The 12,210-nt window shown below is 55.8% G+C and carries 10 protein-coding genes; 4 read left to right on the top strand and 6 right to left on the bottom strand.

Annotated features, from left to right (window positions below; translation table 11 throughout):
- Positions 1–91 precede the first annotated feature (91 nt).
- Both Mal52_RS28985 and Mal52_RS28980 read right to left on the bottom strand, forming a co-directional pair.
- A complete protein-coding gene (locus Mal52_RS28985) occupies positions 92–1,336 on the bottom strand; it encodes a glycoside hydrolase family protein (RefSeq protein ID WP_145380379.1) in 1,245 nt (414 codons plus the stop codon).
- A gap of 73 nt (positions 1,337–1,409) precedes the next feature.
- Positions 1,410–2,882 (bottom strand): DUF1501 domain-containing protein, encoded by a 1,473-nt coding sequence (locus tag Mal52_RS28980; protein ID WP_231962479.1) that lies wholly within the window; start codon positions 2,880–2,882, stop codon positions 1,410–1,412.
- A 236-nt stretch (positions 2,883–3,118) separates the two neighbouring features.
- On the opposite strand from Mal52_RS28980, the gene Mal52_RS28975 reads away from it, so the two are divergent.
- Positions 3,119–4,414, top strand: coding sequence for an Nramp family divalent metal transporter (locus Mal52_RS28975; RefSeq protein WP_197534549.1), 1,296 nt, complete (start codon positions 3,119–3,121; stop codon positions 4,412–4,414).
- A gap of 366 nt (positions 4,415–4,780) precedes the next feature.
- The gene (locus tag Mal52_RS28970; protein ID WP_197534548.1) at positions 4,781–5,779 is read left to right on the top strand and encodes an amidohydrolase family protein; all 999 of its coding nucleotides are present in this window, start codon (positions 4,781–4,783) and stop codon (positions 5,777–5,779) included.
- A gap of 72 nt (positions 5,780–5,851) precedes the next feature.
- Here Mal52_RS28970 and Mal52_RS28965 read toward each other — a convergent pair whose 3' ends face one another.
- Positions 5,852–7,750, bottom strand: a complete 1,899-nt coding sequence (locus tag Mal52_RS28965; protein WP_145380376.1) for a sodium:solute symporter family protein — start codon at positions 7,748–7,750, stop codon at positions 5,852–5,854.
- A 403-nt stretch (positions 7,751–8,153) separates the two neighbouring features.
- Between Mal52_RS28965 and Mal52_RS28960 the strand changes: the two genes are divergently transcribed.
- The gene (locus Mal52_RS28960) at positions 8,154–9,761 is read left to right on the top strand and encodes a sodium:solute symporter family protein (RefSeq protein ID WP_145380375.1); all 1,608 of its coding nucleotides are present in this window, start codon (positions 8,154–8,156) and stop codon (positions 9,759–9,761) included.
- A 49-nt stretch (positions 9,762–9,810) separates the two neighbouring features.
- Positions 9,811–10,068: a hypothetical protein gene (locus Mal52_RS28955; RefSeq protein ID WP_197533573.1), complete on the top strand. Its 258-nt coding sequence runs from the start codon at positions 9,811–9,813 to the stop codon at positions 10,066–10,068.
- 26 nt (positions 10,069–10,094) lie between these two features.
- On the opposite strand, the gene Mal52_RS28950 is transcribed toward Mal52_RS28955, so the two are convergent.
- The 3 genes from Mal52_RS28950 to Mal52_RS28940 form a co-directional block, all read right to left on the bottom strand.
- The gene (locus Mal52_RS28950) at positions 10,095–10,403 is read right to left on the bottom strand and encodes a putative quinol monooxygenase (protein ID WP_145380374.1); all 309 of its coding nucleotides are present in this window, start codon (positions 10,401–10,403) and stop codon (positions 10,095–10,097) included.
- A 161-nt stretch (positions 10,404–10,564) separates the two neighbouring features.
- Complete coding sequence (locus Mal52_RS28945; protein WP_145380373.1) at positions 10,565–11,722, bottom strand: amidohydrolase family protein; 1,158 nt, start codon at positions 11,720–11,722, stop codon at positions 10,565–10,567.
- A gap of 68 nt (positions 11,723–11,790) precedes the next feature.
- Positions 11,791–12,015 (bottom strand): PLDc N-terminal domain-containing protein, encoded by a 225-nt coding sequence (locus Mal52_RS28940; protein WP_145380372.1) that lies wholly within the window; start codon positions 12,013–12,015, stop codon positions 11,791–11,793.
- Between the last annotated feature and the right edge of the window lie 195 nt (positions 12,016–12,210).

The following is a 12,210-nucleotide window of genomic DNA, read 5'->3' as shown; positions in this document are numbered from 1 at the left end:
ACAAGACGCAACATCATTCTCAATGTCTCATTCTGCCGGGATCGTCCGCAAACGGCAAGCACGATGGAGGGGTTGCGGTCAACGAGGGCAATTAAGGAGCAACCGGCTTGAGCAATGCCGGGTCGCTGAGTTCATTAAACAGCGTGAAATTAGGTTCCACGCCCCCTTCGCGGCGGGTGAAGTAGTTGAACATCATCAATCCATCGACGCCGTCGTCATACAACTGGCGGGCGATGCGGCGATATCGGTCGCTCTCCTTTTCCACTTCAACCGAGGCATAGATCGGCAGCTCCGCCGGCATGAGTTTGCGGTATTCCTGGATCGGCAGCGGGAAATCGTTCCGCAAATAGTGCGAGACTTCGACAAAGTCAATCAGCCCCTCTTTGGCCCAAGTGACCGGGTCGAGGCCGATGGCCAAGTTTTGTTGGGGGCGGGCCATGATACGTGCGGAAAGCAGCAACGGCCGGCCTCGTTTCTCACCCACCTCGCGGGTCATGGCGCGGACTTCTCGCATCCAAGCGGTCATGGTCTCCACATTTTCTGCACCGGCGTCTTGTGGAAAATAGATCGGGAACCGTTGGAAATCGATATCCAATCCATCGATCGGGTACCGCTCACAACACTCGCGAAGTTCCTCCAACCGTTGCGCACGGACTTCGGGAATGGCGAAATTCAGTGCTCCGGGAAACCAGGAGGCCACGATCGGATGCACGCGGTGCTCTTTACTGCCGCCGATGATTTCCGCAAATAGCGGGCTGATTTCATCCCCGATCTTTCCGACGCGCCACTCAGGATGATCGCGCCAGAAATCGGTGACGATAAAACTGTCGGGGTTTTGCACATCGTGGATTTCATTCGGCCGGTAGGAGATGAAAACCTCGAGCTTCTTTTCGCGGGCGCGGTCGATCATTATTCGAAACGGGTCATGGCCGGCATCGATGAACCCGTAAAAATTTGCCAGTGCCCGTTCCGCAGAGCTCCCTTTCGTCACGCTGGCCTTCCGCATCTCGGCCAGCTTTTCCGGGGCAAGCTGCGCGCCAATGATCTCTGTGACTTCGCTGGGATAGGCCATCGGCATGCCCCAGTTGGGCGAGGCAAAAAACGTCGTCACCCCTGTCCCCACAACTTCGTCCACATACCCCTGCAGGTCCGCCACGTTCATCGGCGCCGGCTTATAGTGGTAAATGTGGTTGGCGTCGGAGTTATAAATAAATCGCTGCTGCCGTGGTTTTTCGGCGTCGGATTCAGCTGCGCAGGCGGTTCCTACTAGAAACCAGACGGCAAGCAGCGAAACAAGACCGCTGCGCAATCGATATGGATCGAAATTGAGGGTCATAGCATTCCATCTCACGACTGTGGGGAATTCATCCAGACAATGCGTCGCAGCCAAGCGTAGACTGGCCGTAACATTAGCCGATCAAACCGGCGATCGGATCGCCGTGGTACACAAAATGGGGGCGATTGAGTGAGCTATACCAAGCCGCTTCACGATGAATCCCCAGAGCATCATAAATCGTTGCCGCCATGTTTTCCGGCCGTTGGGGCAGGTCCTGCGGATAGCCGCCGATTTTATCGGTCGAACCGATCACCGTCCCGCCGCGGACGCCGCCGCCGGCAAAGAAGACCGATTGCACGGCTCCCCAATGGTCGCGGCCGGGGTATTTGTAGAAACGAGCCAGTCGCGAAATTTTCGGGGTCCGGCCAAATTCTCCCGCCATCACGATCAACGTCGAATCCAATAACCCCCGCTGTTCCAAATCGTCAATCAACGCCGAGACGGCGCGGTCGGTGGGGGGGAAGAGATGATTCTTAAGGTGCGGAAAAATGTTGCCGTGTGTATCCCAGGATTCATTGCGGCCCAGATTCACCTGCACCATGCCCACACCCACTTCGATCAAGCTGCGGGCCATGAGCAGTGACCAACCGAAACGGTTTTTGCCATAAGCTTCTTGCACTTCGTCCGGTTCCGCATGCACGTCAAAGGCTTTGCGGACTTTGCCGGAGGTCAATAACGAAATCGCCGTTTGGCGATTGCGATCCATGGCGGCGACATCGGCGGCGCGATCAAGATGTCGTTGGCCATCTTCGACAATTTGCATCAAATCTAACCGGCGTCCGAGTCGCTGTGATGTCAACTGGTCGGGCAGGCGGAGGTTGGGTGACTCGAAAACGGGATCGCCCGTGTGCTCCCAATCGCGCTGTTGATGGTCAAAACAATTCGGGCAGGCGCCGCACTTTTTACATTTTGCAGCGGCATCGATGACCCAAGGATCGCGTTGCGGACCCATGATTCCGGCGAACTGTCCCGGAATGACGCGGCCGCTGGCGTGGATGAACGTTTCGGGAATCACAGCCGCCGACGGAAGATGGTTTTTGCCTTGGACGGTGGCACTGACGATTGAGGCAAATGTGGGGTCGTCGGTCGGCATCGGCTTGGAGGGATTGAACCCTCGCGGCATTTCGCTGCGGCCGGTGAGCATGATGTGATGCCCGTTGGAATGCTCATTGTGACCATGCGTCAACGAGCGGACCAATGCCCAATGCCGGCTCCGCTGTGCGAGCATCGGCAGATGTTCGCTGATTTGAATGCCCGGGGTGGCCGTGTCGATGGGGCGAAACTCACCCCGGATCGAATCGGCTGCCTCGGGTTTCATGTCGAAGCTTTCGTGCTGCGACAATCCCCCGGAGAGAAAAATATAAATGACCGATTTCACCGGCGGTTGCGGCGCGCCGGTGTGTGCCGCTTGGGCACGCAGGGCGGTCACATCGGACATCGATAGTCCCATCAGTCCAATCCCCCCGGCGCGCAACATCTCTCGTCGATTGACAGTGGGATGTTTCAGCAAGGAGGGGGCGGGTGGGATCATCGGTTGGCGTCGCATGTGTGGGGCGTGAGGATCAACAAATGTTGATATGAGTCTAACATGCCCGGTAGCCCCTGGGCAACAGCGCTTGACCGCAACGACCCCCCAGCGGAGCCGGGGGCTGGGAGAAAAACCGGCCATGCACCGTCCCTCAGCCCCCGGCTCCGCCGGGGGGTATTGCCCGACCGGTTGGCATTGCCCCATGAAACATCACCGATTAGGCTCAAGCCCTTTCCGCCCCGTTGGAATTTGCTGTGAATCAACCCGCCCCCAAAAAACATTGGCTGAAGCTCATCGGCCCCGGAATTCTCGTCGCCGCTACGGGTGTCGGCGCCGGGGATCTGGCGACCGGTGCCTTTACAGGCAGTCACCTCGGCGTCGCCATTCTCTGGGCGGTGATTGTCGGCGCGCTGTTGAAATACATCCTCAACGAAGGACTCGCCCGCTGGCAACTGGCCACCGAGACGACCTTGCTCGAAGGTTGCGTCGCTAATTTCGGCCGGACGGTTCAAGCCGTGTTCATTGTTTATTTGGCGATTTGGAGTTTTCTCGTCGGAGCCGCCCTGATGAGCGCCACCGGCGTAACCGCCAACGCAATTTGGCCCTTGTTCGCCGACTCTGACACGACGACCGGCGGTTTGACAGCAGCAGCCAAGGGCAAAATCGTCTATGGAATTCTGCATAGCCTCGTTGGCGTGATCCTAATCCGCCTCGGTGGCTATCGACTGTTTGAAAAAGTGATGAGTGTTTGTATCGCTGTGATGTTTGTCACGGTGCTCGTGACGGCCACCCTGTTGACGACTGAGTGGTGGGCCGTCGGGCGCGGATTGGTTTGGCCAACGATACCTCATCTCTATGACGGCGGCTTGAGCTGGACGATTGCCTTGATGGGGGGCGTGGGGGGAACCGTCACAGTGCTCTGTTACGGCTATTGGATTCGCGAGGAAGATCGTCGGGGAATTGAATATCTAAAGACCTGCCGCATCGATCTCGCCGTGGGATATACGATGACGGCCCTCTTCGGGATCGGCATGGTGATTATCGGGAGCACGATTGAAGTAACCGGCGGCGGTGCTGGATTGATCGTGACGTTGGCCGATCAACTACAAGGCCGGCTGGGAACAGTGGGCCGCTGGGCGTTTCTTATTGGAGCCTGGGGAGCCGTGACCAGCAGCCTGCTCGGCGTCTGGCAAAGCATACCTTATCTGTTCGCCGACTACGCCGGCATGATGCACGAAAAATATGGGGAACGCGAACGGCAACCGGTCGAGACCACTGCACGGGTCTATCAATGGGCATTGGTCTTGATCGCCACGATTCCCATGATCGGCCTGTGGTACGGTTTTAAGGAGATGCAAAAACTATACGCCATTGTCGGCGCCGCCTTCCTGCCCATGCTGGCAGTGGTGTTATTGGTACTCAACGGTTCCGCCCGTTTGATTGGAAAGGAGCATCGTAACCGTCCGTTGACGACTGGTCTGTTGTGGTTGATCCTATTGTTTTTCACCGCCTCTGGAGGCTGGGCGATTTACGCCGCGTTTACGAAATGACTCGCACGAGGATGCTTGGATGTTAGAGGACGAAGTCGTTTGTTTTTTGAAGGTCTAACGGAATAGGGAATATTATTTTCGCCGAAGGCGTGACTCATCGTAGCCTGGGGTCGCGAACAACGTGAGCGCACCCCAGGTAAGGTTTGAGGCATCCGGAGCAAACCCTGAAGGGGTTTCTCAATTAACCGACAATTGGAGTATTGCCCCCGTTTGCCTTGAGAAACCCTTTCAGGGTTTGGTTTTTGTTTTGATGGCTCACCCAGGGTGGCGCGGCTTCGCCGCTTACCCTGGGCTATGATGTTCAACCCCTTCGGGGTATTTGTTTTTCTTACAGACAATCAACTTAGAAAGCGCAGAAGCGACACGATGACAAACTCCAGTGGATCGACATTGCTGCGGCCTTGCGACAGGGAATTCTACGAACGCGAATTGGCGTCGTTTTTGCCGGATCGCATTTACGATGCGCATTGCCATCTGGGCAAATCCGAATTCGCACCGTCGTTGACACCTGCGGGTTACGATACGGTGGGGTATGCCGAGTACCGGGAATTGATGTCCGACCTGCATCCCGGCGCCGATTTGGCGGCGCTGTTCTTGCCGATTTTTAGCATGCAGCATCGGGACCGATTTCCCGACGCCAGCGCCTGGGTCGCTCAAGAAGTGGTGCACGATCCGCGATGTCGCGGTGAGTTTTTTATTGCAGCTGATGACGATCCCGAATGGGTCCGCGAAGAAGTCCGGAGGTTAGGGCTGCATGGGTTGAAGTGCTATCACATCACCGCTGCCACACAGCCAACGTGGGACGCGCAGATTCCCGACTTTCTCCCCGAGCCACTCGTCAAGATTGCCCACGAAGAGGAACTGGTGATCACGCTGCACATGGTCCGTTCGCGAGCGGTGGCGGACCCGCAGAATATTCATTGGATTCGCCATTACTGCGAGACCTATCCCGGCATGCGGTTGATCTTGGCGCATTCGGCGCGGGGATTTCAGCCGGCGCACAATCTCGAAGGGCTGCCGCATCTCAAAGGGTTGGACAATTTGTATTTCGACACCAGCGCGAACTGCGAACCGATTGCGCATCAAGCGATCATTCGCATTCTGGGGCATGAACGATTGATGTACGGCTCAGACGTGCCGGTCAGCCACCTCCGCGGTCGAAGCCTGGGGGCGGCCGATTCGTTTGTCTGGCTGTACGAAGAGACGCCGGTCTGGGGTGAAAAGCACAACAAGATCGAACCGGTGCTCATTGGGCTTGAGCACCTGCGTTCGATCAAATGGGCCTGTTGGAGCGAACGGCTCAGCGACAGCGCCGTTGAGGACATTTTTTGGAACAATGCGGCGCGGATGTTGGGCGTGGATTGACGCGGTGGGGTATCGTTGACCGGACGTCACTCCCCGCCTTCGCTGGAGAGTCGGCGCGTTGCACAGTTCACGTTAGGTCTTCGCGTTGGACGCGGCGTCGTCCGTTTTACCGCCGACGAATTGGCTGATGATCAATCCCACCAAGAAGATGGTCAGTGTGCCGACGACGATTGTCATATGGCCATGAAACGGGCTGCGGAGACCTTCCGGCAGCGAGTATGGAATGCCGAGCGTTTCCCGAAGGAATTTGACATCACTGAATGTCATCCACATTATCACGAGTAATCCGATGACGACACCTGTCGCTGCGGCGGGCTTGGTGGCGTTTCGGGCAATTAGGCTGAGCAAAAATAAACCAAGCATCCCACCGGCAAAGATACCCGATAGTGTCCACCACGCTTTAAGGATGCTCTCGGTACCGATGAGTGCGACGCCGATACCAGTTCCCACGGCGCCGACAAACAACGTTGATCCGTAAAGCACGCGCATCTGCCCTTTCTCATCGACATCAGGGTTGATATAGCGTTTGTAAATGTCGGTCAGAATTACCGTTGCGGAACTGTTCAGGCTGGTGTCGACACTGCTCATCGCCGCTGCAAATATGGCGGCAAGCAACAAGCCCGCCATGCCCACAGGGAGTTTTGCGACAATAAAGTGTGGGAAGACTTTGTCACCGATTTCACTCGCCTTCAGTTTTGTCACCCATTCAGGAGGATTGGGAATTGAGGTCAAGAACTTTTCCTCAAATTCTTCATCAGTCAAATCAGGATTTTTGCCCCGCATATCGTCTTGGATTTGTTGGACAGAGGTTGTCCAGTCTTCCAGCGCGGCTTTGTTAGCCTCGTACTGGGTTTTGTTCACCTGGAATTTCTTTTCGTTGGCAATGTGTTTCTCGCTGGCTTCCTCGTATTTTTTCGAATCCTGGACTTTGAGGGAGGCAATGCGTGATTCCTCGTAGGCGAGGTCCTGTGCCTGAAATTTCAGCTTGTTGGCTTGCTTTTTCAAGTTTTCCGGGGCGACTTCGATCTGTACTTCTTCCTTCATTTCCGGCTGCGTTTCGTAGTATGAAAACAACGATGAGCCAATAAAAAAGAAGAGCAGGGAAATCGGGACATAGGCGATGGCCCCCATCCACACAGAACGGGCAGCCTCTTTTTCCGATTTCGCAGTGTGATAGCGCTGCACAAAGTTTTGATCGATGCCGAAGTTGTTTAAGTTAATGAACACGCCGTAGAGCAACATCACCCAGAACGTCGACGTCGCAAACTCAGTTTCAAAACTTCCCAAACTGAATTTTTCGTGTTCCGCAGCGATCGTGAAGACTTGTCCAGGACCTTCGGGGAGATCGAACAGAATCAAGCCCGCCACAATCACCGCACCGATGGAGAGAACGATACTTTGCGCCACGTCGGTCCAGATCACCGCTTCGATACCGCCTAAAAGCGTGTAGAGTGTGACCAGAAATCCTGTGCCGATGATGATAGCCTGCATATCCCAGCCGGTCAGCGCCCGCAAACCCAAAGCAACGCCGAACATCACCGACCCGACGCGCGCAAATTGCGTGAGCAAATAAAACGTAACGCAGTACGTCCGCGCCCAACCACCGAAACGTTTCTCGAAATGTTGATAGGCCGAAATCTCGCCGCTGCGGCGATAAAACGGTACGAAGTATTTGACGGCGATCACCGCGGCAAACGGCAACGACAAACTGAACACCCAACCATTCCAGTTTGACCCGTACGCTATTCCCGGTACGCCCAAAAACGTATTGCTGCTGAGATAGGTGCCGAAAATTGACAGACCCACCGCCCAGCCAGGCAGTGATCCGCCGGCCGCCATGAATTCGCTGGTGCTGCCACTTTTGCGAATGAATCCGCAGCCAAACGCCACGATCCCAATGATGTAAACCACCAGCACGGCGATATCAGCGGCGGGTAACTCGGCGAAGACAGGTAGAAAAAGTTGTGGCATCGGTCGGTTCTCTTGCAGGAATCAGTACCGGTGACGCGGGTGAGACACTCGACGATTATTGGTCGCTCAAAGCGACCCATCGAGTGGTCGTCGGTCGCGGTCAGGATGTGCGGGAATTGGATTGTGGCGCGTGAATTCGCCATCCTACACGTCCCGAATCGCAAACGCCAGTCTTGGCCCAACGAGGGGAGTCAAGAAACCCGCTTGCGTCACACGTATGCGACACCGCATACTATTTGACGTTGACTCCATACGAAACGGCGAACTGTTTCGCAGCCCGCGCTGTTTCCAAATCAATGCAAGTTGCATAACTCGGCTGAGCATGTCGTTGTGTGGGAATTCGCAATGACGCACAAATGCGCAAGCGGGTTGGGCAACTTGTGGCCCTGAAAGCCGAGATGTGATGACTGCAACACCTTTGCGGACGTTGGATGTGGTCGCCATCTTGGCGTATCTATTGGCCATGGCCGGCATGGGGCTGTACTTTGCCCGCCGCAATACCACGACGGCGGAATACTTCGTCGGCAACCGTTCGTTTCGCGGCTGGGTCATCGGGTTATCGATGGTCGGCACAACGATCAGCTCGGTCACGTTTCTGGCCTTTCCCGCCGACGCCTTTTCGGCCGATTGGCGAAATCTGGTCCAAAACCTGACGCTCCCATTCGTGGCGGTCATTGCCGTCATCTATTTCGTCCCGCTGCTCCGCCGCGATGATATGATCTCGGCGTTTCAATATCTGGAAATGCGATTCGGAGCGATCGCTCGCTTGTACGGCGTGTCCAGTTTTTTGATCATTCAACTGATTCGACTCGCGCGGATTCTATTTCTTGTCTCGCTGCCGGTCGCGCTGCTGACCGGGGCGCCGCTGTGGAGCGTGATCCTCTGCACCGGTATTTTCATCGCCTTTTACACCATCGCCGGCGGCATCGAAGCGGTGATCTGGACCGACGTGGTGCAAACCATCGTGCTGTTGCTGGCCGGAATGATGTCGATCGGTTACGTCGTCTGGCAACTTCCCGGCGGATTCGCCGAAGTGATCGCAGTCGGTCGCGCCGATCACAAATTCGATATGGGTATCGACGGCCCAGCACCGGAATCGACACCGGAACCGAATCCTGTAACCGACACACAACAAAACCTACGCGCGCGGATTTCCGAAGTCCTGTCCCGGAAAACACTCACGATCGTGATCTTGCTGGGCATCCTCGAATGGCTGACCACCTACTGCTGTGACCAAACGGTCGTGCAGCGCTACGCCGCGGCAAAATCAATGCGGGAAGCCCGCAAGGCGACGATCCTGTTTTCGGTGATGGCCCTCCCGACATGGATTCTGTTCTTTTTCGTGGGTACGTGCCTGTATGCGTTTTACCAAGCCTTTCCCGATCCTCAAGTGGTCGCACTGCAACAGTCGCAGGTCGATGCGGTGTTTCCCCATTTTATATTAACCCAAATTCCCGCCGGGCTTGGCGGCTTGGTGATCGCCGGGGTTTTAGCAGCTGCCATGTCGTCGCTCGATTCGAGCATCAACTCCATTGCCACGGTGACGGTGGTCGACATCCTTAAACCGTTCGTGCGCCCGGGCCGTAGCGACAAATATTACTTGGTGGCGGCGCGAATCATCGCTCTGTTTGCCGCCATGGTTATGATCGGCGGGGCGATTGCGCTGATTGAAATTCCGTTTAAGAACATCAATACCTTGACCTGGATCGTCTCGTCCGTCTTCGGGGGCTGTCTCGTGGGGCTGTTCATGTTGGGCTTCTTTACCACGCGCGTCGACTATCGCTGCGTGGTCGCCGCCCTCGTTCCGGGCATTCTGCTGAATGTCTATCTTGCACTCAACATCTCCGGCCAATTGCCTGATTTTCTGCAGATGGACATCCACGAATACTGGGTGGGGATCATTGTGAACGTCGTGTTCGTCACAGTCGCGCTGGGAATTAGTTTGTTCCCTAGAACGTCAATGAAGGATCTGCGAGGATTAACGGTCTGGACCCGCGCCAAGACGGATTAACATTTCGAGCGGGCCGCTGCACTCACTTAAATCTAGCAGATAAAATCCAGTGACTCCCCCACCAAGCAATGCATCCTCGAAACGCAACTGGCTGGCGCTGATTCTCGTCAGCGGGCTGTTGCTGTTCGTCTGGTTAGCGGTGCTGCCGATGATCGCGCGGCAACCGCGTGTGGCGGAGCGGATCGGCCGACTCGATGCGCGGGGGATTGATCCGACGGCGATCTTTTATTCAGAACTCGACGCCATGCCGGCCGCCGAAGCGCACATTCGCCGCGTGCGTTCGGCTCCAAAAGATCCGCTCTGGTAACGAGCGGTGGTCATCTGTGTGGTCAATTATGCCGGTTCCAGCACACCGACGATCGTCTCGATCACCAGATCCTTGACCACGTCGCGAAAAGCAACCATGTGCGGCGCCATCAAGTGCGCTTCCAGTGCGGACAAGTCGTCCCATTGTTCGATGACCGTCACAATATTCGGTCGCACGGGCGGTTGGACCGGAAGATTCGTCTGCAAATCAACGGCCGGCCCATAGGCAATACACCCCTCTTCGGCGAGCACTTGGGGCACGAGTTCATTAAAGTGCTTCAAAAACTCATCCCGTTTTCCGTCAACGACTTCAATGGTGGCAAGTACGTGAATCATGGTTAGCTTTCTGTTTGAAGTATTTGTGTGTGATTTCTGTTGGTGTTAATTCACCACGGATCAATGGGCTTTAGACTCTAGGCTATAGACCTTAGGAAAAGCCTCGACATCACAACTCTACAGCCTAAGGTCTAAAGCCGACAGCCTCTCTCCGTGGTGAATCACTTTTCCACCCCCGGCACCTTCAGCCCTGGAATGATCCGCAGGGCGTTTTCGTAATACACCTTGCGTAACACGTCATCCGGCAGGCCCAGGCCGTAGATGTTCCAAAAGCCTTGCGGGGGAAACGGGTTGTCTTCGTAGGGAAAGTCTTCGTCCCAAGTTTCCAGAAACCGCCAATGCGGAATCAACTCTGAAACGGGAGGGACGCCGTCGGTGCCGAAGAGGATGCGGTCGGAGTATTTTAGGAAAAACTTGCGCGCCGTATAAGGTTGCCGGCCCAATTCAGCGACGCGGGCAGCGATCTCGACCATCATGTTGGGATACCGATCCAGATACGTTCCCAGCTTTGCCAAATCCTCGGGGATATCGGCCATGTGAGCGCAGATGAAAGTCGTCTGGGGATGCCGTGCGATGACGCGGTTGCGGGCATCGATCACATCCTGATGGGCGGGAAACTCCTCGCCGTAAAAACTCCACTCGGGATGCCGATACAATTCTTCCCAGCGTTCGTTGTATTCGTCAGTTTTCTGAAAAAAGGCGATTGGATCCGACGCGTGCCACAGGACCGGCACACCCAGTTCGCCTGCCCGTTGCCAAACAGGATCAAACCGCGGATCGTCAACCTTCAACAGTTTTCCGTCAGGCCCGCGCAGATACAGCCCCAACATTTTTGTCAGTTTCAGTCCCGACGCCCCTCGTTTGACCGCATCCGACAAACCGTCAGCCATCCGCAATCCGAATCCCGGTTGGTTGACGGCCCAAGTTTCGGGTTTGTCTTCCTCACCGTCGCCGCGATAGTCCATCCGCACAAAGATCACAAATCGTCCCGGATGCCGCCGCCGGTAGAGCTCCAACTGCTCCGAAAGTTTCGAACCCATCTTGCCATCCAAGCTGACGCTGACGGCGATGTTTGATGCGTCCATGGCTGCCACCATTTCGTCGAGTTCTTTTTCACTCAACTTCCCGGGATGCGTATGCACATTCACGCAGGGAAACTTGGCCCGCTTCAGAATATGCTGCGGCGCCTTGAGTTGGCTTTTGGGCCGGAACTCATCCAGATACAACCGTTTCGTCTTAGGCTTAGCGGCGGGTTCCTCGGCCGGCAGGTGGCTGTGAGCGAAAACAATCATCCCGATCACAAGCAGCGCGTGACGCATCTCTAATACTTCCTCAGTTCAAGTGCAGGGTGAGTCTATCTAGCAGGGGCCGGCCGCGGTCCTGTGCGTCATTGCCCAGTCTGACTAATTCGCTCCGGGCGGCGCACAAAGTAATACACAGCAGCGCCGATGATTTGCAAAAACACGATCACCAAGACCCAAATGATTTTGTCATTACCCTCGGAGGGTTCTTTGGTCAGGCAATCGACCAACATCCAAATCCAAAACACTGTACCGGCGATCGACAGCAGAATAAACGGCAGCATGCATGCCAAACCAATCAATGCTTCCATGAGCGATTCCTCTCGATAGATCTATCGCGGCTAGTTTCAGGAGCGATCGTAGGCCAGTTGGGCGACAGAGGAAAGGGAAACCCGCCGCTTCAGGCGACAACGCGCAAGAAAACGAACATCGCGCGGGTGCCACTGGCGGCTTGTCCGCCAGTGGCGTGTCAGGCTGTGTTTTCCCTGTCCAGGGATGTCGCTTTA

Source organism: Symmachiella dynata (genome assembly GCF_007747995.1).
Taxonomy (GTDB): domain Bacteria; phylum Planctomycetota; class Planctomycetia; order Planctomycetales; family Planctomycetaceae; genus Symmachiella; species Symmachiella dynata.
Note: the sequence above shows the minus strand (reverse complement) of the source record. Positions and strands in the feature narration are given on the sequence as shown.

Coding starts and splice junctions, on each gene's coding strand:
- Mal52_RS28965 (WP_145380376.1), bottom strand. CDS start 7,750: ATGCCACAACTTTTTCTACCTGTCTTCGCCGAGTTACCCGCCGCTGAT.
- Mal52_RS28960 (WP_145380375.1), top strand. CDS start 8,154: ATGACTGCAACACCTTTGCGGACGTTGGATGTGGTCGCCATCTTGGCG.
- Mal52_RS28945 (WP_145380373.1), bottom strand. CDS start 11,722: ATGCGTCACGCGCTGCTTGTGATCGGGATGATTGTTTTCGCTCACAGC.
- Mal52_RS28980 (WP_231962479.1), bottom strand. CDS start 2,882: ATGCGACGCCAACCGATGATCCCACCCGCCCCCTCCTTGCTGAAACAT.
- Mal52_RS28985 (WP_145380379.1), bottom strand. CDS start 1,336: ATGACCCTCAATTTCGATCCATATCGATTGCGCAGCGGTCTTGTTTCG.
- Mal52_RS28970 (WP_197534548.1), top strand. CDS start 4,781: ATGACAAACTCCAGTGGATCGACATTGCTGCGGCCTTGCGACAGGGAA.
- Mal52_RS28950 (WP_145380374.1), bottom strand. CDS start 10,403: ATGATTCACGTACTTGCCACCATTGAAGTCGTTGACGGAAAACGGGAT.
- Mal52_RS28940 (WP_145380372.1), bottom strand. CDS start 12,015: ATGGAAGCATTGATTGGTTTGGCATGCATGCTGCCGTTTATTCTGCTG.